We start from the raw sequence: 25,177 nt of genomic DNA, 5'->3' as shown, positions 1-25,177 counted from the left end.
TCCTTCAGGGCTGGCTGCTCTGGCCCATCTGCCGTCGTTCATCGCGCGGGGGGTAACCATACCGCCCCCGATATGCCGTACTAAAATGCGCCGAAGAGGTAAAACCGCAGGCCATAGCAACATCCGTTACCGGCATGCAGGTCTGCTGCAACAGCCTGCGTGCTTTTTCCAGCCGGGCTGCCGACAGATACCCAGCAGGCGTGGTGTTGGTATGGCTGCGAAAAATTCGTTCAAGATGCCGGGTGGAAAAACCAAGCTCTTTTGCCAGTGTTGCCACTCGTAGGGGGCGGTCCATCTGTGTTTCGATCATGCGCACCGCCTTGCGCAAGGCAAGCGGCATGCCTGCCAGATTAGCAGCGGGCTGGCTTTCCTCTCCCGCGCGCCCTCGATCGAGAATGAACTGCGCAGCCACCGCGCGCGAGAGGGAGGTGCCTGACCGCGCCTCGACAATTTTCAGGATCAGGTCCAGCGGCACAGACCCACCCGTGCAGGTCAGCCGGTTGCGGTCGATGACGAACATATCGCCCGACACATCTATTTCAGGAAATTCCTCCTGAATAGCACTAAGGTTTTCCCAATGAACTGCACAGCGGTAACCACGGAGCAACCCGGCCTCTGCTAGAGCGAATGTGCCGGTGCATAGAGCGCCGAGCATGGTTCCCGCTCGGGCCTGCGTGCGCAGGAAACTGCGCAGGGCCTCTGATGTCGCAGCCCGGACATTTACCCCACCACAGACAAAAATAATATCGTAGCGCTGGCCCGTAGCCTGAAGTGTAGGGTGCAGGCACAGCCCGTTGCTGGCCCGTGCGGCCTCGCCATTCAGGGTCAGGATATCCCACACATAGGCATCGCCCTGACCCAGTCTGTTGGCCATGCGCAACCCCTCGATCGCGTTGCTAACCGCGATCATGGAGTAATTGTCCAGTGTCAGAAAACCAAAGCGCCGCAGGGCTGCAAGAGACTGATCACGCGCCATGGCTCAGCGCTCGACCACAAGATCGGTTTTAGGCTTGGCGCAGCACAGTAGGATCATGCCCTGATCAATCTCGCGCTGGCGGATACCCCCCTGATGCTCCATATCCACCTCCCCCGATACCAGCTTGCACTTACAGGTGCCGCACATGCCCTTGGCGCATGAAGCCGGCAGGCGCATACCCGCAGCCCGCGCGGCAGACAGAACCGGCGTGCCGGACGAACACGCAATCTCGCGGCGGCTTTTGGTAAAGCTGATCGTATAGGCCGTATCCGCCAGAGCCTGCGTGGTCTCCACGATCTCGGGCTCGTCCTCCACAAGGGTGCCGAAGTCGAAGCTTTCCTCGTGATACTGCTTCATGTTGAAGCCGGAACGTTCAAGAAGTGAGCGTGCCGCCGCCATATACGGGGCAGGCCCGCAGACATACACCTCGCGCTCCAGAAAATCCGGGGTGATCTGGGCTAGTATTTCCGCCCCAAGCCGCCCGCGATAACCATGCCATTTCTCGAACGGAGCATCCCCCTCGCAAATGAAACCTGTGCGAAAGCGGGCATGAGCCAGTTCCATCGCCTCAAGCTCGCGGCGGAAAATCAGGTCCGCCGGGCTGCGCGCACTATGCACGAAGGCGATATCCGCCCCGCTCTGCGTATCCAGCAGATAGCGCGACATGGACATCATGGGGGTAATGCCGCTGCCTGCCGACAAAAACAGGAAACGGCGCGCCTCAGAACGGTCACAGGCGAAATCACCCATGGGGCCGAGCACGCGCACATCCATGTTTTCACGCAAAGTATCGTGCAGCCAGTTCGAGATCAGCCCCCCCGGCACACGCTTGACCGTTATGGACAGCGCATAAGGCCGGGACGGCGAGGACGAAACCGTATAGCAGCGATTGACCTCTTCCCCGCCAACAGGCAGCACCAGCGTCATGAACTGACCCGGCCTGAACAGGAAGCGCCGTGGCTCGGGAGCCGTGAAGACAAAGGTCTTCACATCATGCGTTTCCTGTATGACCGCCTGGCAGCGCAGGACTTCGTCTGTTTGCGAGTTCCAGGCTGGCGCATCCAGAATGGCGGGGAAAAGTTCCGTCATGCAAGATAGTCCTTCAGACGTTCGATGTACCATGCGGCAAATTTCTCTACCAACCCTTCGGTGTAAGGAGAGTAGAAGCCCGTTTCATAAGCGGGGTCCTGCGCACCCTGCTGGGCAATTGCCACCAGATCAGCATCCTGCTGGTTGGTCGCTTTCCAGACTTCCGTCAGGCGCTCCAGATCGTAATCAACCCCTTCAACCGCGTTCTTGTTCACCAGCCATGTGGTGCGCACCAACGTACGACCCGCGCTGAGTGGCAGAGCCGTGAAGGTAATGACATGATCGCCCATGAAATGGTGCCATGAGTTAGGCTGCGTCCAGAAAGACAGCGCACCCAGCGCCTTGTCCTGCACGGCACCCATCGGCAGGCGGCAGGCCGCGCGCGTATCCATGGTGTAGCTTTCGCCGCTCTGATCAATCGGCAGACGCTGGGTGCGGAAGCCCGTGGGGCGCCCTGTCAGTTCATCGACCTCACGCGAGGGCAGGCCTTCACCTTCCCAGCGTGAGCAGGAGGCTTCAACCAGATCGGTGTAACGCTGGGCATCGGTGCGCCCGGCTTCGTCCAGTTCCGTCGGTGAAAAACCAAAACCATAAGCAAAGAGCGGAATGGTCAGCTCAGGATGGTTGGGACCGCAGTGATAGCACTCGCGGTTGTTTTCCATCGTCAGCTTCCAGTTGCCCTCCTCGATCAGGTCTGCCTGATAGGCAATACGAGCTTCGCGCAGGTTATGGGGGGCCAGATACGCTCCATAACGCGGGCCATCTCGTCAATATCGCCGGGCGGGTTATCGGACAGGCAGATGAACAGCAGCCCTCCGATCGAGCGCAGCGCAACGGACTTGAGGCTGTTGCAACCGGGCTTGAAATCCTCGCCCATGTGCTCATAAAATTTCAGCTTACCATCCAGCCCGTAAGTCCATGAATGATATGGACAGACGATGTTGCCGATCATCGTCGCACCCTCGGGAATCATCCGCACCCCGCGGTGGCGACACACATTGTGGAACGCCCGGATTTCCCCTTCATCATCCCGCACGATGATAATGGATGCCGTCCCAACATTCACGACCAGCGCATCGCCCGGCTCTGCGACTTCCGGTTCGGACGCCACAAAAATCCAGTGCTTGGCGAAGATCGCCTTCATATCAAGATCGAATACTTCATCGCTCGTGTAAAAAGGCGCATCCAGCGATTTTCCCGCGACACGCCGCTCAACAAGAGCCTTTATGGATTCAGTCATGTTTTCAAACCCTTGCCTGTCGGCCTGCCATTCGCTTGCCGTAACAAAGACTGTGCCATAATCATCCGGAATTTTTTTTGAAATTGCGACCTAAATTTTCATGCAGAAGACTTTTTTTTTACGCCTTCAACATTCCGGGAAACAAACAGCCAACCCTCCCTGGGACGTTTCCTTGTAACGGCTGCTCATATCCGCGCCGGTTTCTTTCATGGTCGCAATAACCTGATCCAGCGAGACATGGTGAGACCCATCCCCCCGCAAAGCGAGGGATGCCGCGTTGATAGCCTTGACCGCGCCAAAGGCGTTGCGCTCGATACACGGAATCTGCACCAGCCCGCCCACCGGATCGCACGTCATGCCGAGGTGATGTTCCATGCCAATTTCAGCCGCGTTTTCAATCTGCTCCGGTCCGCCGCCTAACGCTGCCGCAAGGCCACCTGCCGCCATAGAGCACGCGACTCCTACCTCTCCCTGACACCCGACCTCCGCCCCAGAAATCGAGGCATTGCGCTTGAACAACCCGCCTATGGCCGTAGCCGTCAGGATAAAGCGCTGTTCACCTTCTTTCGTCGCATCGGGGCAAAAGGTCCGATAATAGCGCAGCACTGCGGGCAGGACCCCCGCAGCACCATTGGTAGGCGCTGTTACCAGCCGCCCGCCCGCTGCGTTTTCCTCATTCACCGCAATGGCAAACAGGCTTACCCAATCCATGACTTCATGCGCGGTGCGCAGATTACGAAAACGGTCGGCTTCGAGTCGTTTCCGCAGGCCCGGCGCACGACGGCGCACGGCCAGCTTGCCCGGCAGCACGCCCTCATGGTGCATGCCCCGCTCCACCGCCCCCATCATTTCCTCGATAATCCGGCTGATATGGGCAGACACTTCATGCCCCGGCCGCAGCGCGACTTCGTTAGCCAGCACGACTTCGGCAATGCTCAGCCCGGTCTGGCGTGTCAGAACCAGCAGGTCACGCGCACAAACGAAGTCAAACGGTACCGGGGGTTCATCCGGCACAGCCTGCTGGGCAAGCTGTTCTTCCGCCACCACAAACCCGCCTCCTACGGAGCAGACACGCTGGCACGCCAGTTGTGTGCCAGCCGCATCAAGGGCTTCGAATTGCATGGTGTTGGGGTGGAACGTGGCGGGAGTTTCATAATCGAACACCACATCCACCTGCGGGTCGAATGTAATATCCGCGCCGTTCAGGCTCAGGCGGTGCTCCGCCGTTGCCCGTTCTATACACGCATCCGCCTGTGTTTTTTCCACTGTATCGGGCCGCAGGCCCGCAAGCCCCAGTATCACGGCGCGGTCGGTAGCATGTCCTTTGCCAGTCCAGGCCAGAGACCCGTACAGCGTTACCCGCAGGCGTGCGACAGTGCCCGGCAGGGTTGCGGCAAAATCACCCGCAGCCGCATGGGACCGACCGTATGAGAAGAAGACGGACCAATGCCGATCTTGAACAGATCAAACAGGCTGACCATGGGTCTTTATCCAGAACGAAGACACAACCGGGGGCGGACGATCAGGGAAACGCCCGCCCCGGCCCGGTCATGAAAAGACAGGAGGCGAAAAAGTCAGAACCGTGTGTCGTGCGCGGCGTTTTTCAGCATGCCGGTGACATAGGGCAGGAACGAGGTCCAGACTTCCAGATGGAAGCGATCCTCCGCCTGCCGCCAGATCATGCCATCGGCCTTATCCAGTAAGGTGCGCGTGGCCGTGCCGGGGGCAAAGCTGCCGGGCGCGAAATCCAGCGGGCTGAGGCAGCCCAGCACCTCTGCCGCACGAGCGCCCCCAACCGACAGGGCTGTCTGGCGGGCCGTAACATCCACCAGACTATGTGCAACGCCAGACAGAGCGCTGGCCCATGCCTCCGTCACGCCCTGTGCTGCTGCCGGTTCAAGCAGAAACAGCACTTCCTGCGGGCCAAGCCTCAGGGCGGTAACGCCTTCGGCCTGCGTTACCCCCAGCATGTCCGGCACAGCACAGCCAGCGGCGGCACAGGCGGCCTGCATGGCCGCTTCACGCCCCTGAAAAACCCACCGGGTCAGCGACGGGCCAGCCACCAGATCGAAGCCGGCCAGATCAACATTGCTCTCAGCCATTCAGGCGCACTCCTTCCGCGTCATAAAAGACGGGATCAACCAGCTTGACGGGAATGACACGGTCTTCCATCGGCACGAACAGCGTCTGCCCCTTGCGCGCCCGACCGCCCGAAATCATGCCCAATGCGATGGAACGCCCCAGCGTTGCGCTGAAATAGGACGAGGTGACATAACCCAGCTTATGCATGGGAATGGCCTCCTTCGGATCAGCCACAAGCTGCGCGCCTTCTTCCAGCACTTCCTGCGGTGCCTCGGTCAGCAGGCCGACAAGCTGCATGCGTTCGGGCGACTGAAGGGCGGGTAGCGCCAGAGAGCGCTTACCCACAAAGTCCTTCTTGGCCTTGCCAACAGCCCAGCCACACCCGGCATCATCGGGTGTAACGGTGCCATCGGTTTCCTGCCCGACAATAATGTAGCCTTTCTCCGCACGCAGTACGTGCATGGTTTCCGTGCCATAGGGCGTAAGACCATGCGCCTGCCCGGCCTGCCACACGGCATCCCATATCCGGCGGCCCTCGGTTGTCGGCACGTTGATTTCAAAGCCGAGTTCGCCCGAGAAGCTGACACGGAACAGCCGCATGGGAACGCCCAGAATGCTGCCTTCCACCACACTCATATGCGGCAGAGCCTCACCGGAAATATCCAGACCGTCCACCAAAGGTGCAAGAATTTCGCGCGCCTTTGGCCCCTGCAGAGCAATGACCGACCACTGTTCGGTGGTGGAGGTCAGCCAGACATCCAGATCAGGCCATTCGGTTTGCAGATAGTCTTCCATCATGGACAGAACGCCCGCTGCCCCACCTGTTGTGGTGGTGACATGGAAACGGTCTTCCGCAATGCGGCCCACGACACCATCGTCGTAGATAAACCCGTTTTCGCGGCACAGGAGACCATAACGGCAGCGGCCCACGCCCAGCTTGGTCCATGCGTTGACATACATGCGGTTCATGAACGTCGCGGCATCGGGGCCTACAACCTCGATCTTGCCAAGCGTGGAGGCATCGAAAATCCCCGCCGCATTACGCACGGCCAGACATTCGCGCCGCACGGCGGCTTCCATGTCTTCCCCATTACGGGGGAAGTAACGCGCCCTGCGCCAGAGCGAGACATCCTCGAACACCGCACCCTGCGCACGCGCCCAGCTATCGACCGGGGTACGGCGGTCAGGGTCGAACAGGTCACCGCGCGCATGTCCGGCAAAAGTGCCGAACGTGACTGGCGTAAAGGGCGGGCGGAACGTGGTCAGCCCCACCTGCTGCACCGGCCTGCCCAGCGCGTAGGAGGCAATGCCCAGCGCGTTGACATTGGACAGCTTGCCCTGATCTGTCGCCATACCCGTGGTTGTGTAGCGTTTGACGTGCTCGATGGAGCGGAAGCCCTCGCGCACGGCCAGACGGATGTCCTTGGCGGTTACATCATGCTGGAAATCGACAAAGGACATGCTGTGCAGGTCCTTGCCCCGGCGCGGCAGCGCCCCGGCAAAACCCGAGAAGTCAGCTACGTCCTGCGCATCCACCCGCCATGCCGGGATCTCACCCGTATGGCCGCTGGCACTGGCTGCGGCCATACCGGCAGCAGCCCCATCAGCCAGCACTGCGTCAAGCTGATAGACCCCATGGCACGCGCCAACTGAGCGCTCGTGCTCGGCGGACTCACCGGGCACATAGGCCCCGACCTTTTCATCAAAATGCAGCTTGCCGCGCGACTGGGAGAACAGATGCACGCTGGGGGTGTAGCCACCCGCCATCAGCACCAGATCAGCGCTGACATGGCGGCCCTTGCCAACATCCCCACCCGGCAGCACCGGGGCCAGCTCAACACCGCTGACCCGCTGCGTGCCATGCACACGCTGCACAACGGAGGACTTGAACACGCGCACGCCCATCTGCTGGCACTGCCGCAGCAGGGCACCATCGGGAGCGGGACGGATATCGGCAATGGCGGCTACAGAGGCCCCGACTTCCAGCAGATCCAGCGCTACGCGATAAGCGCTGTCATTGGCAGCAACAATCACCACCTTGCGGCCGCACAGCACGCCATAACGGTTGAGATACGTACGGGCTGCCGTGGCCAGCATCACGCCCGGCCTGTCATTGCCTTCGAACACCATCGGGCGTTCAAGGGCACCCGTGGCCAGCACCACCTCTTTGGCACGCACCTGCCACAGACGCTCGCGCGGCTGGCCGCTGGCCCCCGTCATCAGGTGATCAGTCAGGCGCTGGTTGAGCGCGATCATGTTATGCGGGCCATAGTTGAACGCGGAACACCGCGTCATCAGCCGCACATTGGGCATGGCCGAAAGCTCAGCCACAACGCCACGCACCCAGTCGGGCCCGCTCAGCCCTTCAATCCGGGCCTGCCGGTCAGACAGCAGCGAGCCACCGAATTCCGCCGTTTCATCCACCAGAATGACACGCGCCCCGGTGCGGGCCGCCGCCAGTGCGGCACTCAGGCCGGACGGGCCACCGCCAGCCACCAGCACATCGCAGTGATCGTAACGGAAGGCATAGCTATCGGGATCGGGCTCCGTGGGGGCAACGCCCAGACCAGCCGCATGGCGGATGATCGGTTCGTAAACCTTGTCCCAGAAGTTTTTCGGCCACATGAAGGTCTTGTAGTAAAACCCTGCCGGAAGCATGGCCGAGAACAGACTGTTAACGCTGCCCAGATCGAACTCCAGACAGGGAGAGCGGTTCTGGCTGACAGCCGTCAGGCCCTCATGAATTTCAACCTGGGTCGCTCGCAGGTTAGGCGTATGCAGGGCCGGGCCCTTGCCCACGCCCACCAGCGCATTGGGTTCGTCCGAACCCGCTGTAACAGGCCCACGCGGACGGTGATATTTATACGACCGCCCCATAAGGTGGCGACCATGCGCCAGCAGCGCGGAGGCCAGCGTATCCCCCGCATAGCCGGTATAGCTGCGCCCATCGAACGTGAAGGTTACAGGCTGGGCGGAATTGACCCGCCCCCGACCCGGAATACGGAATGCCTGATTCATCGTGCGGCCTCCGCAGCCTGCTCTGGCGTTACATCAGGCCGGGGCTGGCCCATTTCATAGGTCATCACGAAACGATCTGTCCGGGTATCGCGCAGGGCGTTGAAAAAACGACCGCAGCCATGAGCATGGCGCCAGCGTTCGGCAATCAGCTTTGGGGTTGTCACGCATGTAAAGATACTGCGCCCATTCCTCGTCACTCAGAGCCATGGGATCAGCCGGGCGGGCAATATGCGCCTCGCCGCCATTCGCAAATTCGACTTCCGCCCGTTCCCCGCAATAGGGGCATTTTATCAGCAACATGTCCTACCCCGCTTAATGGGCAACCGCAGCGGCTGCTGCTTCGTCAATCAATGCTCCGTCACGGAAGCGCTCGATCGTGAATGGCGCATTGATGGGATGCGGCTCATCCTTGGCGATCGTCCATGCGAACAGGTTGGCGGCACCCGGTGTCGCCTTGAAACCGCCCGTGCCCCAGCCGCAGTTTACATACAGCCCCGGCACCGATGTCTTGGCCGTAATAGGCGAGCGATCCGGCGTGTTATCCGTTATACCGCCCCACGAGCGCATCATCCGCAGACGACGGAACATCGGGCACAGTTCGGTAATGGCCTCGAGCGTATGGGCCGGAATATGCAGCCCGCCACGCTGGGTGTAGGAAACATAGCCGTCCGTGCCAGCACCAATGACCATCTCGCCCTTATCAGACTGGCTGATATAGGCATGAATGGTGTTGGACATGACAATGGTGGGGAAAGCCGGTTTGACCGGTTCCGACACCAGAGCCTGCAACGGGTTGCTTTGCAGCGGCAGGCGGATACCCGCCATGCCCAGCACCACCGAGCTATGACCCGCAGCTGAAACACCGATCTTGCGAGCCTTGATGGGGCCTAGCGTGGTTTCAACGCCTGTTACCTCACCGCTGGGTGCACGGGTAATGCCCGTTACCTCGCAGTTTTCAATGATATCCACCCCCATATCGGAGGCGGCGCGCGCAAACCCCCACGCTACGGCGTCATGCCGGGCTGTACCCGCACGCCTCTGGAGCGCGCCACCCAGAATGGGGTAGCGGATGTTAGGAGAAATGTTCAGCGGCGGACAGAACTCCTTCACCTCCTGCGGGGTGAGCCATTCATTGTCGATACCGTTGAGCCGGTTGGCGTGCACATGCCGCTTGAACACCTGCACATCGTGCACGGTATGCGCGATCATGAGGCATCCGCGCTGGCTGAACATGACATTGTAGTTCAGCTCCTGCGACAGACCTTCCCACAGTTTGAGGGAATGCTCGTAATAGCTCGAGCTTTCATCAAACAGGTAGTTGGAGCGGATAATGGTCGTGTTGCGCGCGGTGTTACCACCTGCGAGCCAGCCACGCTCCACCACGGCGATATTGCGCAGGCCATGCTGTTTGGCCAGATAATAGGCGGCCCCAAGGCCATGCCCACCACCCCCTACGATTATGATATCGTAGGCGGCTTTCGGTTTGACGGAGCGCCATTGGGGCTTCCACCCCTGATGGGCCCCAAGCGCCTGACGGAACAGAGAAAACGCTGAAAATTTTTGCATGTTCATCCCACATGCTGCAGAGCCATATCTCCTTTTATGCGACACACTCCCTCAGCCCGCGCGTATAAAACAGACAAGTTTCATGAACGAAACGGACACACAGAAAAACTGGCCGAACAGATACGCAAGTTGAAAAAAAGAACGGCGCGCCCTGCAAGAAGCGCGCCGTTCTTCTGAAAAATCTAAAACGGACATCAACCTGAAAGCAGGCGACACCCCGGTCAATCAGGCCCCTTACGGGGCCTTTGGCTTTACTGTGCCCGACGTGAGGACACGAACGTGAAAATGCAGGCCATCACAGCCATGAAAGCCACGTAAATACCGCAGATTTCAAGGTTGTAGTAAATGACCGCCCCCAGCGCGATAATTGCAAAAACCAGAGCCAGACCCGGCAGCAGCGGATACAGAGGCGCGCTGTAAGGGCGAGCCAGTGAAGGTTCCTTGATACGCAGACGGAACAGGCTGGCCATGCTGATGATATACATGGTGAGCGCACCGAACACCGACATGGTGACCAGTGTTGCAGTCAGGGACTGCCCGGCAATGGAGACAACGTCATCAGAGAAAATGGCGGCAATCCCGACCAGACCACCGGCAATGGTGGCAACATACGGCGTGCGGAAACGCGGGTGCAGCCGACCGAGCACCTCAGGCAGGAAGCCAGCGCGGGCCAGTGCGAAAATCTGGCGCGCATACCCCATGATGATACCATGCAGAGAGGCCACAAGCCGAATAGACCCAGCCAGACCAGCATGTGCAGCCAGCCGCTATTGGCACCGACAACCGTTTTCATGGCCTGCGGCAGCGGGTCATTCAGGTTGGCCAGAGCATGCCAGTCGCCCACGCCACCCGCAAAGATCATGACGCCAAAAGCAAGGCTGACCAGCGTGAGAACACCCGCGATATAAGCAATAGGAATGGAGCGGCGCGGGTCTTTTGCTTCTTCCGCCGCCATGGCAACGCCTTCAATGGCGAGAAAGAACCAAATGGCAAAAGGAATGGCGGCAAAAATGCCCCCCATGGCTTCCCAGCCGAAATGCGGCGCAACGCCCCAGCCGTCCTTGACGAAGTTATCCCATGAGAAACCCGGTGCGACGACGCCCATAAACACCAGCAGCTCAATAATAGCCGCAACGGTCACGAACAGTTCGAACGTAGCAGCAATATGCACGCCAATGATGTTCAGCGTCATAAAGATGACATAGGCCCCCAGAGCCGCCACCTTGGGTGACAGGTTGGGAAACTGCACGTTCAGATAGGCACCGATGGCCAGCGAGATTGCCGGCGGCGCAAAAATGAATTCCACCAGCGTGGCAAGACCGGCCACAAGGCCGCCCCAGCGCCCGAAAGCGCGCAGGCTGTAGGCAAACGGCCCACCTGCATGCGGCACAGCGCAGGTCAGTTCGGTAAAGCTGAAAATAAAGGCCGTGTACATCACGGCCACAAACACCGTGGCCACAAAGAAGCCCAGCGTGCCCGCCGTACCCCAGCCATAGCTCCAGCCGAAATATTCACCCGAAATCACTAGACCGACAGCAATACCCCACAGATGAAATGCGCTCAGGGACTTACTGAGATGTGTCGACTCTCCAGCCATATGCAAAAAAATCCTTCATTTAAGAAAGGCGATCCACGTTGCCGATCGCAGCACTTTCGGGAGCCGCGTCCTTGAGGCCGACCCCCGTCAATTTGAGATGTCTGGCTTCACGCATGAGCCAGGCCAGCTTGTCCGCCGCCGCCTGCACGGACAGTCCGTGCGGGTGGATATTGGACAGGCAATTACGAGAGGAATCCGCGCAGCCCACATAAGGCGCGTATGTCAGATACACGCCCATGCTGTCCGCAACGCTCAGGCCCGGACGCTCCCCGATCATGACCACCACCATGCCCGCTCCCATGGTCTGGGCAATTTCATCGCCCAGTGCGACACGCGCCTGTGTCGCCACCACCAGAGGGGCAATCTGCCAGTCTGTCAGACGTTCGCGCATGGCCTCGAAAAGCGGCACGGCGCCCTGCTGCGTAGCAGTGCTGGACAGGCCATCCGCCGCCACAAACACCACATCCCACGCGCCTTTCGGCAGGGCTGCTCGCGATTCTTCGGACAGCCTGCGGCCGAAATCCGGCCTGCGCAGATAGGTCGAACGATCAGGTGCTCGGCTGTTCACCCGCAAGAAAGGGGCACCCGCCATGGCCTGTTCCATGCAGGCGACATCAAGCGGAGTATGCACCGCATCGCGCGCCTGAGCGTGGGCAGCCTGAAACTCCAGCACATCGGGTGTTTTCAGGGTATTGCCGCTACGGGCCAGACCAATACGCGCACGGGTATACTGGCGAAGCGGCTGCCAGTCGTCCTTGCCGGTGACAGACTGCCCGTTAGCAGAGGGCAGCTTTGTAATATCCGCACTCATGCCGCACCTGCGAGGCTTGCAAGCCGCGTCTGGCCGGGTGCCAGCGCCCGCATGCGCTGGCCCGCACTGTCATACAGCCCCATGCGCTCAAGCCATGCAGCAAATTCCGGCGCGGGCTTGAGGCCCAGCAGGCTGCGCAGTGTGAGAATATCGTGAAAGGCGAGGCTCTGGTAATTGAGCATGACATCATCCGCCCCCGGCACGCCGATAAGGAAGGTAATGCCCGCGGCCCCCAGCAGCACCATCAGGGTGTCCATGTCGTCCTGATCGGCTTCGGCATGGTTGGTGTAGCAGCGTCACATCCCATGGGCACGCCCAGCAGCTTGGCGCAGAAATGATCTTCCAGCCCCGCGCGGATGATCTGCTTGCCGTCATACAGATATTCCGGGCCGATAAAGCCCACCACCGTATTGACCAGAAGCGGGTTGTAAGCACGCGCCACAGCATAGGCACGGGCCTCGACCGTCTGCTGGTCCAGCCCGTGATGGGCATCGGCTGAAAGGGCAGCGCCCTGCCCGGTTTCGAAATACATGACATTCTGGCCTACCGTGCCACGCTTGAGCGAAAGCGCTGCCTCATACGCTTCCTGCAGGATAGGCAGGGTGACACCAAAGCCTTCATTGGCTTTCTGCGTTCCGGCAATGGACTGAAACACCAGATCGACCGCACCACCGCGATTCATGATTTCGATGGTGTTGGTCACATGCGTCAGAACACAGGTCTGTGTGGGAATATCGTATTGCTGGCGGGCATGGTCGAGCATATCGAGCAGGGCCAGGCCGTTGGCAACACTATCAGTCGCGGGGTTGATACCGATCACCGCATCGCCAATACCGCAGAGCAGCCCATCAAGCGTGGAGGCCGCAATACCCTTGAGGTCATCTGTCGGGTGGTTGGGTTGCAGGCGCGAGGTCAGGCACCCCTCCAGCCCGATCGTGTTCCGGAATTTCGTAACAACGCGAATCTTGCGCGCAACAGCCATCAGATCCTGATTACGCATGACCTTGCTGACAGCTGCCGCCATTTCGGGCGTAATGCCGGGGGCTACAGCACTCAGCGTTGCCGTATCGGCCTCGTGCGACAAAAGCCAGTCACGGAACTGCCCCACCGTCATATGAGCAAGCCGGGCAAAAGCCGCCTTGTCGTGGGTATCCATGATCAGGCGGGTAACATCATCTTCCTCATACGGCACCAGTGCCGTTTCAAGGAATGTGCGCAGGGCAGATCGGCCAGTGCATAGCGCGCGGCCACACGCTGCGCATCCGTTGCCGCACACAGACCAGCCAGCTGATCGCCCGAACGGATGGGAGAAGCAGCCGCCAGCAAGTCCTTCAGGGTTTCAAAACTGTAGGTTTCCCCCCCCAGGGTGTGACGGTACGCCATAAAACTGCCTCCAGTATGCCTAAATGCGGAATAGCGAAGCCTGTCGCCCTTCCGGATCGAAGTCGTAACCATACATAAAACTGTCAGTTCAGGACACAACTGCCGAGCGGATTTTCGCAAAAACTCCGCACACCATCGCGCATACCTACCCCTTATCCTTTATTAAACGGCGGTTCAGAACCGCGCGGAAACCCCGCACCTGATGCAGCCACGCAACAGCCGAAGAGATTCTGCCACCGCCTCTCTCCCGAACCATACCGGCTGCCGTGGGTATCAACTGGTTCGCGCAGGGCTTTTCCCTCTTGCATCTTCCCCCAAAGCCTGCTTGCAGATACGCCATGCAGCCCACATCAGACAGGACAGACTGGTTCCCTATCGTACTCCGCATGGAAGGCGCACGCGCGCTGGTGGTGGGGGGCGGGCAGGTTGCCGCCAATAAAACGCGCCTGCTGGTGCAGACAGGAGCGCAGGTTCACGTACAATCCGCCAACCTGTGCGACGAACTGGCCCAGATGGCCACACAACAGGCAGAGCGTGATGGCACGTTTGTCCATATCGCGCGTGATGCCATACCGGCGGATGCTGCGCAGTGGGCGGCGCAGGGATTTAGGCTCGTTTATCTCGCCACCAACGATCAGGCGCTCAACCACACGCTGGCCGCCCTGTGCCAGCAACACAACCTGCCGGTCTGTGCTGTAGATGATCCGGCGGTTTCCTCCTTTATCACACCAGCACTCATTACCCGTGGCCCTGTGCAGGTTGCCATTTCCACCGGCGGGGCGGCCCCTGTGCTGGCCCGCCGCCTGCGCACACGCATTGAACAGATCCTGCCTGACGGGTTGGGCCGTCTGGCGCGCTTCATGCAGGCACAGCGTAGCTGGCTGCGCACCCGCCTGCCCGAAGCAGGAGCACGCAGGCAAATATGGGAACATTTCATTGATGGCCCCGGCGGCAAGCTGGGCATGGATGGCCAAACAGAAGAAGCCCGCAAGGCGCTGGATCACCTGCTGGAAAACCCCGCCCCACGCGGAGAAGTCTGGCTGGTAGGGGCTGGCCCCGGCAACCCGGACCTGCTGAGCCTCGCTGCCCTGCGTATGATGCAGGATGCGGATGTGGTGCTGTACGACAATCTGGTTGCCCCCACGATCATGAACTACATCCGGCGTGATGCGGAGCTTGTTTTTGTCGGCAAAAGCAGCAACCGCCATACGTTACCGCAGGGCGAGATCAATAACGAACTGGTGCGCCGGGCCAAACAGGGCCTACGCGTACTCCGCCTCAAAGGCGGAGACCCATTCATTTTTGGCCGCGGCGGCGAAGAAATCGAAACACTGGCGCAGGCAGGGGTGCCTTTTCGTATCATTCCGGGCATTTCCGCCGCTAACGGGTGCGCCGCCTATGCAGGCATTCCGCTCACCCACCGCGACTGCGCCCAGTCCTGCCTGTTCATAACCGGCCATGCCCGAGCTGATGGCACCCTGCATCTGGACTGGGAAACCATAGCCCTGCACAACCAGACTGTGGTGATTTACATGGGCCTTGCCGCCCTACCCCAGCTCTGCACGCGCCTGATCGAACACGGCCTGCCACCGGACTGGCCTGCCGCGCTGATTGAACGCGGCACCCTGCCTGAACAGCGCGTACTCTGCGCCACCCTGTCAGACCTGCCTGAAAAAGCCACGGCACAGGGTATCACCAGCCCAGCCCTGATTGTTGTGGGCGAGGTCGTCCGCCACCGCATCCTTCCCGCCGGACAATAGCCATGCCCCCCCGCTCCCTTACGGCCAGCAGAGTATCAGCCCGGTATTGATAGCAGCTCTGGCCGTAATGCTGAGCGGCTGCGCCACGCCGGTTTCGGTTCGCACCATGGGCTTGGCGGACAGCTACCGCGAACGCACGCGCAGCGCACTGGATGGGCCACGGCTAAGCAGCCAGACCCAATCGGTGCTGGCAAGCCAGAACCTGACGGACACATGGAAAAAACACCCCCAGCAGGCACTGGCCACCCTGCGCGCGAGCACACAGGCGCATTTCTACACACCAGACCTACCCACCAGCTTTTCGCCCTGGCGGAACTCAATTACCAGCAGGCCCGCAAAACCCAAGACCCGGCCTCCTTCATGGCGACAGCCCTGTACGCCTATGCCTATCTCCAGCCCGACGCCCCCGCCGCTGAACGCCCCACTCCGTACGATACCCGCGTGCAGCAGGCCAGCGCCCTGTACACGCTGGGCCTGACCGGCGCATTCGGCGCACCGGTCAACCCGGACAGCCAACGCTGGACACTCCCTTTTGCCACGCTAGACCTCTATGCCGCCCCTGATGCCCGGCTCTGGCACGGCCAGACCCTGAGTGACTTCCAGCCCACGGCCCGGCTCAAGGTTTCAGGGTTGCAGAACCTCTACACAACGCCCGGTCTGGGCGAGCCGCTGGCCGCCATCGTCAGCACCGACACACCGCCCAATGCTGCCTTTACCGTAACAGACAAGGTGCGTGTTCCGGTTAATCTGAATCTGAACATAGCCGACCCACGCCATCAGGTTCTTTCAAACCAGATAACAGGCCGCATTGTCCTGACCCCGATAGACCAGACAACGCAGTTTGACACAAAGCCCAACCAGCCCCCCCTGCAATACGACCAGACAGCAGCCCGCGCCATAAGCCTGAGCCAGCCTGAAATATGGTCCAGCGAATACAAGGGTTTTCTGGATGGACGCTTTTTTGACAGCGGCCGACGCTCGCAGCTTTTCGCCATAGAACCGCACCAGCACGGACGCATGCCCGTTGTGCTGATCCACGGCACGGCATCCAGTCCGGGCCGCTGGGCTGATATGGTAAACGACCTTCTGCAAGACAAAGATATCAGCAATAATTTTGAGTTCTGGTTTTTTTCCTACGCAACGGGCAACCCCATTCCGTATTCCGCCCTGCAACTCAGGCGCGCACTCAAAAAAGCACTATCGGATCTGGGTGGCCCACAGGCAGACCCTGCCCTTGGCCAGATTACACTCATAGGCCACAGCCAAGGCGGATTGCTGGCCAAAATGCTGACCATCACCCCCCATGACCGCCTGTGGAACGGCTGATGAAACGCCCTTTATCCAGTCTGGATTTACCTGAACGCACGCGCCGTTTTCTCGAACAGGCCCTTATGCCAACCGCCATGCCTGAAATCCGGCAGGATATTTTTATCTCCACCCCCCAGCATGGCAGTTATCTGGCCGGGCTTTCCATCGCCCATTTTATTGGTGGACTTGTCACTTTTCCCGTTTCGGTAAAAGACATGACGCAGCAGATCATGGCCGGCAATGCCGATGCCATGAAACTGGATATGAGCCCCGGCCGACTAGGCAGCGTATATGCCATGTCGCCCAACAGTTCGTTCATGCGCACACTGGCTTCCATTCCCGTTGTGCCGGATGTGATCACCCATTCCATTATTCCCGTTCAGGATGACAGCCCGCTGAGCGAGGCGGATGATGGTGTCGTTACTTATGAGAGCGCGCATATTGCCGGTGTCCGCTCCGAGCTGGTTGTGCGCCATTCCAGCCATTCCACACAGGCCAATCCGGTCACCATTGCCGAAGTACGCCGCATCCTGCTTGAACAATTAGCCGATTTTCACGCGGACTTTCACCCTGGCGGCGATGTGGATAGACACAACATCGTACGCATTGGCGGAAGCTACACCCCCATATCCGACACGGCCCCCGCACACACCCCATGACGGAACGCCCCCCCCTCCACCGTTCTATTCTACGCACGCTCTGCCGGGGGCTTGGTCTTTTCGGTATCCTGCTTGTTGCGGTTTGGGGTGGGGCCGCCTTTTTTTATTCTACACTGGAACCCACTGCCCTGCGTCTCGGGCTGAGTGGTCTTTTTCCTGTCGCGCTGCTGGCCTGTCTGGCAATCAGGCGCCCCCTGTACCGCCGCAGCGCCATGCTGGGAATATCCCTGATTCTGGCTGTATGGTTCTTGACCGACCCGGCCCGAAACGACAGGGACTGGGCACCAGAATACAGCCAGATGGCGGATGCCACGGTGGAAGGGCGCGTGGCGCATGTCACGCATATCCGCAACTTTACCTACCGCACCCCGACCGATGCCACTCCGGCTTATTACGATGCCGACTACAATCTGGACACGCTCTCCAGCGTCGATCTCGTAACCTCCTACTGGGCGGGGTCGGCCATTGCCCATGTCTTTCTCAGCTTCGGGTTTTCCGATGGACGGCATCTGGCGATCTCAATAGAAACCCGCAGGCAGAAACGCTTCGCCTACTCGACCATTGCCGGTTTTTTCCATCATTATGAACTGTTTTATGTTACCGCGGATGAGCGTGACCTCATCGGCGTGCGCACCGATATCCGCCGCGAACAGGTTTATATCTACCGCCTTCAGCTAAGCCCCGCTGCACGCGAACGCCTGCTGCTCAGCTACCTGTCGGAACTGCATATGCTCACCACGCATCCGCGCTGGTACAATACGCTCACGGCTAATTGCACAACGGAAATTCTCGCCCGCTCCGGTGCAAGCCCGCGCTGGCGGCTGGACTGGCGGGTACTCCTGAGCGGCTATACAGCCTCGCTCGCCTATGACATCGGCCTGCTGGACCAGCATGACCCATTTGCCACTCTACAGCGGCTAAGCCTGATCAAGCGCCCCGAGGGCGCAAGGCCGAGTGCAAATTACTCGCAAGAAATACGAGAGCATCTTCCACTAAACACCCCGTAAGAAAAAGAACACAAGACTTCTCAAAAGGTAAATAAAGCCCATCAAACGAGAACGAATGTCAATTTCATAGGGTTTTTTATTTTAAAAAACTTATTTACATGCAGCACGCTTCACCATTACATAGCAGCATAAGTTATGAGACCATTTTCCAGATAGGGAGCATGCAAGCCATGGTTAAAGACCCCAAGGTTATCGAATACCTCAACCTCCAGCTCACCAACGAACTGACGGCCATCAACCAGTATTTCCTGCATGCCCGCACCCTGCGCCACTGGGGCGTGACCCTGCTGGGCAAGAAAGAATACGAAGAATCCATCGAGGAAATGCGCCACGCCGACTGGCTGATCGAGCGCATTCTGTATCTGGGCGGCCTGCCCAACGTGCAGCGCCTGAACACCATCCTGATCGGTCAGGACGTGAAGGAAATCCTTGAATGCGACCTCAAGCTTGAGGAAAAGGCACTGGCCGACCTGCGCGATGGCATTGCCTATTGCGAAAGCGTGCGGGATTTCGTCTCCCGTGACCTGCTGCTGAAGATTCTGGCCAATGAGGAAGAACATGAAGACTTCCTTGACCGCCAGTTCGACCTGATCCGCCAGATCGGTATCGAGCGTTATATCCAGCTCAATTCCGCTCCGGCTCCCGATCAGGAATAAGAGCCTACCCTGCGGCGGGGCTCTGCCCCGCCCTATTTTTTATCAAACAGCCCGGCATACTGCTCGGGTTTGAACCCCACCTGCACATGCCCTGCCCAGTCCAGAACCGGGCGTTTGATCAGGGTCGGATTGGCTTTCATAAGCGCCAAGGCCCGCACAGGGGTCAGATCGGTCTTTTCCGCTGCATCGAGCCCACGGAAGGTTGTGCTGGCACGGTTCAGCAGCACGTCACACCCCAGCGCATCCATCCAGACCTCAAGCGGCACTGCCGCCATACCATCCACCCTGTAGTCGTGAAAGACATAGGGCACACCATGGCTTTCCAGCCATTGCCGCGCCTTGCGCACGGTATCGCAGTTCTTAATCCCATACAGAACAGCCTGAGCGCTCATATTTTCCCCTTTCTGGCATGACAGCACGGCTACAGGGCCGGGCCGGTTTTCATACACCAGCGGGTGTAATATCCAGCAGCTTTCTCAACGCGTTCATAAACGGGGCATCAGCCACACCATCAAACGGGCGCGCGCTAGCCACATCATAAGCCACACACATGGGCAAAACCCGCAGCCTGTGCCTCATGCGCATAGCGTGGCACGATATGCGTGTGGAGCGATGGCGCCAGATTGCACCATGTTTCGTAATTGATCCGCTCGGCCCCGGTCACCTGCAAAAGGGCATCCCCCACCCGAACGGTGTCCGACAGATAACGCAGCCTCGCAGCCTCTGGCATGGCGTTGAGCGACTCCACATCCGGGTCGGCCATGAGAATGCAGTATCCAGCCAGCGGCTGGGTATCAGCCAGCACCAGCCATCCGCTCTCCATCCGCCCGATCACACGCGGGTCCTGCCCATTCCGAGCAAGGACAAGGCGTTTCTGGATAGGGTTTTCAGGCACGCGAGGCTTCCTCCCCCCGGATGAACGCAAACTGCGCACCGCCTTCTGCCTCATGCTGGCTGACATCACGCGGGCGGTTACCATAACGTGCCGTGACTGCTTCCAGCACAGGCAGGGAGGCATCATCCCCCGCAGCAGGGCAATGAGCGCACGCACGCGCAGCACATCGTCATCACTGGCGATACTGTAGAAAATCGTCCGCGATTCCCGGCGAGGCACAACAATTTCCGCCCGGCGCAGCGTGCCAAGCTGCTGGCTGAGCGTAGGCTGGCCAATACCCGTGCGGGTTTCCAATTCTCCTACGGCCAGCGGCCCATGACGCAGCAGAACATCGAGAATAACCAGACGCTGCGGCTGGGCAAACAGCTTGAGCCGCTCCACCATCTGCCGCGCTTCATCCAGCAGCAGGTCGCTCACGCTGTCTTCCCTCGTGCCGCACTGCCTGCAGGTGGTGTTACAGTGGCCGTATCAGCCTGCGTTTTCATGAACCATTGTGGCCCCAGCGCTTCTATTTCCTCCTGCGTCTGCCCGGCAGGCAGCACAACGGCACCACCCGGCTCCCAGCCTTCGGGGGTGAGCACATCGCCTTTACTCACGCGCTGCAAGGCAGCGAGGGTGCGCTTCATTTCATCCACCGAGCGGCCGACCGTCATGGGGTACCATGTTACCACCCGGACAATGCCCTGCGGGTCGATAAAATAGGTTCCCCGCACGGTGGCACTGTTCCGGGCCGCCGCATCCAGCATGCCATAGGCCTGCGCAATAACCAGCGAAGGATCTTCCACAATCGGGAACGGCACCGATACGCCAAACTGCGTGCGAATGGCCTCCACCCACGCCAGATGCGCGGGCAGGCTGTCAACCGAAAGCCCTACCAGCGCACAGCCCATGGCGCGAAATTCCGGCTCCGCACGGGCCAGCGCAAGGAACTCGCTGGTGCAGACCGGCGTAAAGTCAGCAGGGTGCGAAAACAGCAGAACCCATTGCCCACGCAAACTGCTGAGGGTCAGGACACCGCGTGTTGTGCGGGCCATGAAATCCGGCGCGGTGTCACCAATCCTGAGAGACACCGCGGCAGGCGGCGCTGAGCCGGGCTGAGGCGATTGATCATTCATTCGGTCTGTTTATGCGAAAAGCAACTCTTGACGCAAGATGGTTTCATATTTAGTGAAAGTAAATATACATTGTTACTGAAAATTATAAATCTTCAGGAGCGCACATGTCGGATCTTGCTCTTTCCGCCGCTTATGACCAGATCGTGGCAGCCGGTAATCACCCGCAGGCCCGACCCTGTGTCCGCAGCTTTTTTGACGAGACAACCTTTACCGCAACCCATGTCGTGCATGACCCGCGCACACGGGCTGCCGCCATTATCGACAGCGTCATGGATTACGACCCGGCCTCGGGCCGCACGTCCTTCCATTCTGCCGAACAGGTTGTGGCCTATGTCCGCCATGAAAACCTGAATGTGCTCTGGCAGCTTGAAACCCACGCCCATGCCGATCACCTATCCGCCGCACCATGGCTCAAGAAGCAGCTTGGCGGGCGTATCGGCATAGGGGCCGATATCGTGCAGGTGCAGCAGACCTTTGGCACCATTTTCAATGCCGAACCTGCCTTTACCCGCGATGGTGCGCAGTTCGACCATCTGTTTACCGATGGGGAAACCTTCACTCTGGGCGACCTGCCCGCCATTGCGCTGCATGTGCCGGGCCACACCCCGGCAGATATGGCGTTTATCATTGGCGATGCGGCCTTTATTGGCGATACGCTGTTCATGCCCGATTACGGCACGGCCCGGGCGGATTTTCCCGGTGGCAGCGCCCGCACGCTCTACCAGTCCATCCGCCGCCTGCTCTCCCTGCCTCCCCAGACCCGCCTGTTCCTGTGCCACGACTACAAGGCCCCCGGGCGCGATCGCTTCGTATGGGAAACAACCGTGGCTGCCGAACGCCAGAACAACATCCATGTGCATGACGGAATCAGCGAGGATGCTTTTGTTTCCATGCGCACGGCGCGTGACGCCACACTGTCCCTGCCGAACCTGATCATGCCATCGGTTCAGATCAACATGCGGGCAGGCCATTTGCCCGCGCCCGAAAACAATGGCATCAGCTATATCAAGATACCCGTAAACACGCTCTGACACCCGCCGGACGGTTCCCTCTGCCATGTTATCCCACTCCCTGCTTCAGTCCGGCCTGCTCCATATCGGTGTGGAACTGTTCTGCGGTGCGCTGATCGGTTTTACACTCGGGCTGATCGGCGGGGGCGGGTCCATTCTGGCGGTGCCACTCATGGTATACGCGGTGGGGGTGCCCAACCCGCATGTCGCTATTGGCACCAGTGCGCTGGCTGTGGCCATTAACGCCCTGATCGGGCTGGCCCAGCATGCCCGCGCCGGTACCGTCAAATGGCGCTGCGCGGGTATTTTTGCCTCCTGCGGTGTGGTAGGCGCTTTTCTGGGGGCCGGTCTGGGCAAGGCTATGGATGGCCAACGCCTGTTGCTGCTATTTGCGCTGCTTATGATCGGCGTAGGGGCACTCATGCTCCATGGCCGCAAAAATCTTGGCTCCCCCGGTGCAAGCTGCAACCGCCATAACGCCCCCAAGGTCATGACATACGGGCTTGGGGCAGGCCTACTTTCGGGCTTTTTTGGTATTGGCGGAGGATTTCTGATCGTGCCGGGGCTTATGGCCTCCACCAGCATGCCCATTCTGAACGCAGTTGGCACATCGCTTGTTGCTGTTTCGGCATTCGGGTTCAGCACAGCGCTCAGCTATACACTCTCCGGCTATGTGGACTGGCAAATGGCAATACTGTTCATTGCCGGGGGGGCACTGGGCAGTATTCTGGGCACACGCACGGCCCGCTCCATGGCAGGATCAACCGGGCGACTGACAAGCTTTTTCGCCGGCGTGATCTTTCTCGTGGCTTTTTACATGATCTGGCAGGGTATCAGCCGGCTGTAATCCTGCGTGCGGCAGCCAGCGCCACATGCAACTGCTCGAAAATATTCTGCTGCCCCACGGCCTCGGCAATATGGTGGCGCTCCATATCCGCCAGCGCATAAGGCAGCACACGCCCGAAAAAAACCTGTATGCGCTCCGCTTTCAGCCGTTCGAGCACGTCATGCACTACACGGGCGGCGGAATAATCAATATCCGTAATAGCGCTGCAATCCACCACAAGGCAGTGCACCGGCTGGGGAGCCGTATCCACCAAAAGCGTGATATCCTGCGCAAAACGCTGGCAGTTTGCATAGAACAGGTCTGAGCTGAACCGGTAGACAATCAGCCCCGGCTCGGTCTGTATGCCTGCCCGCACGGGTTCCACTTCCATAGTGCCTGTCGCGGTATCAGGCCGCAGCACCATGGTGTGTGGCTTGTAGCTATGGCGTACATGCCGGAACAGGGACAGCGCTATGGCAATGAAAATACCCTGCTCAACCCCCACCCCCACCACCGTGACAGCCGTAACCAGTGCCAGCCAGAACTCCCCCGGGCTTTCACGCCGGATACTGTTGAGAGCCGCTACATCCACCATCCCTGCCGCAACGCAGAACACGACTGACGCCAGCACGCATTGCGGCAGCCAGGCCAGCGGGCCGGTCAACGCCAGCAACACGCACACGGTCACCCCGGCAAACACCACCTGTGCCCGCTGGGTCATAGCCCCGGCCCGCACGGCCATGGCGGTTTGGGTCGGGCTGCCATTGACCGTAAAAGTCCCGCTAAGCCCCGCCACAGCATTAGCCGCGGACAACCCCAGAATATCGCGGTTTTCATCCACGGTTTCGTGGAACATATCGCAAAGGCCCGGGAGGTGGCGGCACTCTGTGCAATGATGACAAATACGCAAGATGCCGAAACTGGAAGCAGGGCGAGCATGTTTTCCCATGGAATGACCGGCACGTGCAAAACAGGCAACCCACCGCGCACCGGCCCCAGCAGTTCCACACCATGGGCAGCAGGCAAACCACTCCAGCCCAGCAGGACCCCCAGCCCCACCACGGCAAGAGCCACGGGTATGCGCGGCCTGTATTTCTGCCCAAGCAGCAAAACCAGACAGGCCATAACAGAAATCAGGGCTGCCGCCCCATTGGCGTGAGGGAGACCACGCACCAGTTCCACCACCTGCAACGCAGGCGTATGCCGGGCCGATACAAGACCGAGCATGTCATACAGCATGCCAAGCCCCACCTGCACCCCAACCCCGGCGAGAAACCCCACCAACACGGTACGGGAAAGAAAATCAGCTAGAAATCCTAGCCGACACAACCGGGCCACTAGCAAAAACCCGGCATTGAGCAACGCAACCGCACTGACCATGCTGATATAGGCAGCCCCACCCACGGGGGCCATGCCAGACAATGCCCCCGAAAAAATAGCCGCCGTTGCCGAATCTGCCGCCACTACCAGATGCCGCGATGCCCCCAGTGCGGCAAAAGCCAGCAGCGGCAGCAGCACCGTGTAAAGCCCGGTTACAGCGGGCATGCCCGCAATGCGCGCATACCCCAGCACCTGCGGAATATTCATGGAAGCAAGGGAAAGCCCCGCCAGCGCATCGCGCCAGAAACCGGCGGAAACCTTCAAGCCAAAGGCACCCTCCCCCTTGCGTTCCATGGCCATGATTGCTCCTTCTGTCCGCCGGGCACACGCTACGGTGCGCGCCGGGCCGCCGTTTTCATCATCAGCCGCAGCGGGTTTGCACATAAACCGGAACATGCAACATTCGCGGTTTTTCCACATAGGGACAGATCATGACCGTTACCGTGTACCATAACCCCGCCTGCGGCACATCGCGCTCCGTTCTGGAACTGGTGCGTCAGGCCGGGATCGAACCTGAAATTGTCCTTTACCTGAAAACCCCCCTCACCCGCTGATCTGGATGCACTGGTAAAACAAGGCCCTGCCACGGTGCGCGACCTGCTCCGCGGCAAGGAAAAACTCTGTGCTGAACTGGGACTGGACAAACCCGATGTGACGGACAGCCAGATTCTGGACGCCATTGCCGCCCACCCCGTTCTGCTGAACAGGCCGGTTGTGGCCACACCACGTGGTGTAAAAGCGTGCCGCCCGGCAGATACGGTCGTATCGCTTCTGCCGTAACCGGGAATACACGGCCCTA

Annotated in this window: 20 protein-coding genes and 5 pseudogenes; 9 read left to right on the top strand and 16 right to left on the bottom strand. The window is 59.8% G+C overall.

The window, feature by feature from the left end:
* Nucleotides 1-4: 4 nt before the first annotated feature.
* From JCM25143_RS08235 to JCM25143_RS17985, 12 genes and pseudogenes are all read right to left on the bottom strand, one after another.
* Nucleotides 5-976 (bottom strand): GlxA family transcriptional regulator, encoded by a 972-nt coding sequence (locus JCM25143_RS08235; RefSeq protein ID WP_025860734.1) that lies wholly within the window; start codon nt 974-976, stop codon nt 5-7.
* Between the two features lie 3 nt (nt 977-979).
* Nucleotides 980-2,065: a hybrid-cluster NAD(P)-dependent oxidoreductase gene (locus JCM25143_RS08230; protein WP_025860732.1), complete on the bottom strand. Its 1,086-nt coding sequence runs from the start codon at nt 2,063-2,065 to the stop codon at nt 980-982.
* Nucleotides 2,062-2,727 (bottom strand): RHO alpha subunit C-terminal catalytic domain-containing protein, encoded by a 666-nt coding sequence (locus JCM25143_RS25195; protein ID WP_369347365.1) that lies wholly within the window; start codon nt 2,725-2,727, stop codon nt 2,062-2,064. The genes JCM25143_RS08230 and JCM25143_RS25195 overlap by 4 nt, the downstream gene beginning before the upstream one ends.
* Before the next feature lie 26 nt (nt 2,728-2,753).
* Nucleotides 2,754-3,305 carry an aromatic ring-hydroxylating oxygenase subunit alpha gene (locus JCM25143_RS25190; RefSeq protein ID WP_369347364.1) on the bottom strand — a complete coding sequence of 184 codons (552 nt, stop codon included), beginning with the start codon at nt 3,303-3,305 and terminating at the stop codon, nt 2,754-2,756.
* A gap of 126 nt (nt 3,306-3,431) precedes the next feature.
* A pseudogene (locus JCM25143_RS18000) lies at nt 3,432-4,786 on the bottom strand (L-serine ammonia-lyase).
* Between the two features lie 93 nt (nt 4,787-4,879).
* Nucleotides 4,880-5,407, bottom strand: a complete 528-nt coding sequence (locus tag JCM25143_RS08215; protein ID WP_025860731.1) for a sarcosine oxidase subunit gamma — start codon at nt 5,405-5,407, stop codon at nt 4,880-4,882.
* On the bottom strand, nt 5,400-8,405 hold the full coding sequence (locus JCM25143_RS08210) for a sarcosine oxidase subunit alpha family protein (protein ID WP_025860730.1): 3,006 nt from the start codon (nt 8,403-8,405) through the stop codon (nt 5,400-5,402). The genes JCM25143_RS08215 and JCM25143_RS08210 overlap by 8 nt, the downstream gene beginning before the upstream one ends.
* Nucleotides 8,402-8,705: pseudogene (locus JCM25143_RS17995) on the bottom strand (sarcosine oxidase subunit delta). Before JCM25143_RS17995 ends, JCM25143_RS08210 begins: the two are co-directional and overlap by 4 nt.
* A 12-nt stretch (nt 8,706-8,717) precedes the next feature.
* Nucleotides 8,718-9,971 carry a sarcosine oxidase subunit beta family protein gene (locus JCM25143_RS08200; RefSeq protein WP_025860729.1) on the bottom strand — a complete coding sequence of 418 codons (1,254 nt, stop codon included), beginning with the start codon at nt 9,969-9,971 and terminating at the stop codon, nt 8,718-8,720.
* 251 nt (nt 9,972-10,222) lie between these two features.
* Nucleotides 10,223-11,568: pseudogene (gene eat / locus JCM25143_RS17990) on the bottom strand (ethanolamine permease).
* A 19-nt stretch (nt 11,569-11,587) separates the two neighbouring features.
* Nucleotides 11,588-12,379: an ethanolamine ammonia-lyase subunit EutC gene (gene eutC, locus JCM25143_RS08190; protein ID WP_025860727.1), complete on the bottom strand. Its 792-nt coding sequence runs from the start codon at nt 12,377-12,379 to the stop codon at nt 11,588-11,590.
* Nucleotides 12,376-13,762: pseudogene (locus JCM25143_RS17985) on the bottom strand (ethanolamine ammonia-lyase subunit EutB). Before JCM25143_RS17985 ends, eutC begins: the two are co-directional and overlap by 4 nt.
* Before the next feature lie 338 nt (nt 13,763-14,100).
* Here JCM25143_RS17985 and cysG point away from each other — a divergent pair.
* The 5 genes from cysG (at nt 14,101) to bfr (ending at nt 19,152) form a co-directional block, all read left to right on the top strand.
* Nucleotides 14,101-15,522 carry a siroheme synthase CysG gene (cysG, locus tag JCM25143_RS08180; RefSeq protein WP_025860725.1) on the top strand — a complete coding sequence of 474 codons (1,422 nt, stop codon included), beginning with the start codon at nt 14,101-14,103 and terminating at the stop codon, nt 15,520-15,522.
* Nucleotides 15,523-15,735: 213 nt separating this feature from the next.
* Entirely contained in the window at nt 15,736-16,848 is a 1,113-nt protein-coding gene (locus tag JCM25143_RS23860; protein WP_234395129.1) for an esterase/lipase family protein, read from the top strand.
* On the top strand, nt 16,848-17,489 hold the full coding sequence (locus JCM25143_RS23855; RefSeq protein WP_234395128.1) for a hypothetical protein: 642 nt from the start codon (nt 16,848-16,850) through the stop codon (nt 17,487-17,489). The genes JCM25143_RS23860 and JCM25143_RS23855 overlap by 1 nt, the downstream gene beginning before the upstream one ends.
* Nucleotides 17,486-18,496: an Lnb N-terminal periplasmic domain-containing protein gene (locus tag JCM25143_RS08170; RefSeq protein WP_025860724.1), complete on the top strand. Its 1,011-nt coding sequence runs from the start codon at nt 17,486-17,488 to the stop codon at nt 18,494-18,496. The genes JCM25143_RS23855 and JCM25143_RS08170 overlap by 4 nt, the downstream gene beginning before the upstream one ends.
* A 170-nt stretch (nt 18,497-18,666) precedes the next feature.
* Nucleotides 18,667-19,152 (top strand): bacterioferritin, encoded by a 486-nt coding sequence (bfr, locus tag JCM25143_RS08165; RefSeq protein ID WP_025860721.1) that lies wholly within the window; start codon nt 18,667-18,669, stop codon nt 19,150-19,152.
* Between the two features lie 32 nt (nt 19,153-19,184).
* Here the strand turns inward: bfr and JCM25143_RS08160 are convergent, their stop codons facing one another.
* The 3 genes from JCM25143_RS08160 to JCM25143_RS08145 form a co-directional block, all read right to left on the bottom strand.
* Nucleotides 19,185-19,544 carry an arsenate reductase gene (locus tag JCM25143_RS08160; RefSeq protein ID WP_025860720.1) on the bottom strand — a complete coding sequence of 120 codons (360 nt, stop codon included), beginning with the start codon at nt 19,542-19,544 and terminating at the stop codon, nt 19,185-19,187.
* A 143-nt stretch (nt 19,545-19,687) separates the two neighbouring features.
* Nucleotides 19,688-20,464, bottom strand: a complete 777-nt coding sequence (locus JCM25143_RS25395; protein ID WP_408735031.1) for a metalloregulator ArsR/SmtB family transcription factor — start codon at nt 20,462-20,464, stop codon at nt 19,688-19,690.
* Nucleotides 20,461-21,162 carry a peroxiredoxin gene (locus tag JCM25143_RS08145; RefSeq protein ID WP_025860719.1) on the bottom strand — a complete coding sequence of 234 codons (702 nt, stop codon included), beginning with the start codon at nt 21,160-21,162 and terminating at the stop codon, nt 20,461-20,463. Before JCM25143_RS08145 ends, JCM25143_RS25395 begins: the two co-directional genes overlap by 4 nt.
* A 104-nt stretch (nt 21,163-21,266) precedes the next feature.
* Between JCM25143_RS08145 and JCM25143_RS08140 the strand changes: the two genes are divergently transcribed.
* Together JCM25143_RS08140 and JCM25143_RS08135 are read left to right on the top strand one after the other, a co-directional pair.
* A complete protein-coding gene (locus JCM25143_RS08140; protein WP_025860718.1) occupies nt 21,267-22,193 on the top strand; it encodes an MBL fold metallo-hydrolase in 927 nt (308 codons plus the stop codon).
* 25 nt (nt 22,194-22,218) lie between these two features.
* Nucleotides 22,219-23,019, top strand: coding sequence for a sulfite exporter TauE/SafE family protein (locus tag JCM25143_RS08135; RefSeq protein WP_025860716.1), 801 nt, complete (start codon nt 22,219-22,221; stop codon nt 23,017-23,019).
* Here the strand turns inward: JCM25143_RS08135 and JCM25143_RS17965 are convergent.
* A pseudogene (locus JCM25143_RS17965) lies at nt 23,006-24,672 on the bottom strand (SulP family inorganic anion transporter). The gene JCM25143_RS08135 and the pseudogene JCM25143_RS17965 sit on opposite strands and share 14 nt — an antisense overlap.
* Nucleotides 24,673-24,809: 137 nt before the next feature.
* Between JCM25143_RS17965 and JCM25143_RS24725 the strand changes: the two are divergent.
* Nucleotides 24,810-24,932, top strand: a complete 123-nt coding sequence (locus tag JCM25143_RS24725) for a thioredoxin domain-containing protein (protein WP_267879930.1) — start codon at nt 24,810-24,812, stop codon at nt 24,930-24,932.
* 34 nt (nt 24,933-24,966) lie between these two features.
* On the top strand, nt 24,967-25,158 hold the full coding sequence (locus JCM25143_RS23850) for an ArsC/Spx/MgsR family protein (protein ID WP_234395126.1): 192 nt from the start codon (nt 24,967-24,969) through the stop codon (nt 25,156-25,158).
* The last annotated feature ends 19 nt before the right edge of the window (nt 25,159-25,177 follow it).

The organism is Acetobacter papayae JCM 25143 (assembly GCF_000613285.1).
Taxonomy (GTDB): Bacteria; Pseudomonadota; Alphaproteobacteria; order Acetobacterales; family Acetobacteraceae; genus Acetobacter; species Acetobacter papayae.
This window is presented reverse-complemented; position numbering and strand designations above follow the sequence as displayed.

Coding starts and splice junctions, on each gene's coding strand:
- JCM25143_RS24725 (WP_267879930.1), top strand. CDS start 24,810: ATGACCGTTACCGTGTACCATAACCCCGCCTGCGGCACATCGCGCTCC.
- bfr (WP_025860721.1), top strand. CDS start 18,667: ATGGTTAAAGACCCCAAGGTTATCGAATACCTCAACCTCCAGCTCACC.
- JCM25143_RS08235 (WP_025860734.1), bottom strand. CDS start 976: ATGGCGCGTGATCAGTCTCTTGCAGCCCTGCGGCGCTTTGGTTTTCTG.
- JCM25143_RS08135 (WP_025860716.1), top strand. CDS start 22,219: ATGTTATCCCACTCCCTGCTTCAGTCCGGCCTGCTCCATATCGGTGTG.
- JCM25143_RS23860 (WP_234395129.1), top strand. CDS start 15,736: ATGGAAAAAACACCCCCAGCAGGCACTGGCCACCCTGCGCGCGAGCAC.
- JCM25143_RS25190 (WP_369347364.1), bottom strand. CDS start 3,305: ATGACTGAATCCATAAAGGCTCTTGTTGAGCGGCGTGTCGCGGGAAAA.
- JCM25143_RS08170 (WP_025860724.1), top strand. CDS start 17,486: ATGACGGAACGCCCCCCCCTCCACCGTTCTATTCTACGCACGCTCTGC.
- JCM25143_RS08230 (WP_025860732.1), bottom strand. CDS start 2,065: ATGACGGAACTTTTCCCCGCCATTCTGGATGCGCCAGCCTGGAACTCG.
- cysG (WP_025860725.1), top strand. CDS start 14,101: ATGCAGCCCACATCAGACAGGACAGACTGGTTCCCTATCGTACTCCGC.
- JCM25143_RS08210 (WP_025860730.1), bottom strand. CDS start 8,405: ATGAATCAGGCATTCCGTATTCCGGGTCGGGGGCGGGTCAATTCCGCC.
- JCM25143_RS08140 (WP_025860718.1), top strand. CDS start 21,267: ATGTCGGATCTTGCTCTTTCCGCCGCTTATGACCAGATCGTGGCAGCC.
- JCM25143_RS08160 (WP_025860720.1), bottom strand. CDS start 19,544: ATGAGCGCTCAGGCTGTTCTGTATGGGATTAAGAACTGCGATACCGTG.
- JCM25143_RS08215 (WP_025860731.1), bottom strand. CDS start 5,407: ATGGCTGAGAGCAATGTTGATCTGGCCGGCTTCGATCTGGTGGCTGGC.
- JCM25143_RS25195 (WP_369347365.1), bottom strand. CDS start 2,727: ATGGAAAACAACCGCGAGTGCTATCACTGCGGTCCCAACCATCCTGAG.
- JCM25143_RS23855 (WP_234395128.1), top strand. CDS start 16,848: ATGAAACGCCCTTTATCCAGTCTGGATTTACCTGAACGCACGCGCCGT.
- JCM25143_RS08145 (WP_025860719.1), bottom strand. CDS start 21,162: ATGAATGATCAATCGCCTCAGCCCGGCTCAGCGCCGCCTGCCGCGGTG.
- JCM25143_RS08200 (WP_025860729.1), bottom strand. CDS start 9,971: ATGCAAAAATTTTCAGCGTTTTCTCTGTTCCGTCAGGCGCTTGGGGCC.
- eutC (WP_025860727.1), bottom strand. CDS start 12,379: ATGAGTGCGGATATTACAAAGCTGCCCTCTGCTAACGGGCAGTCTGTC.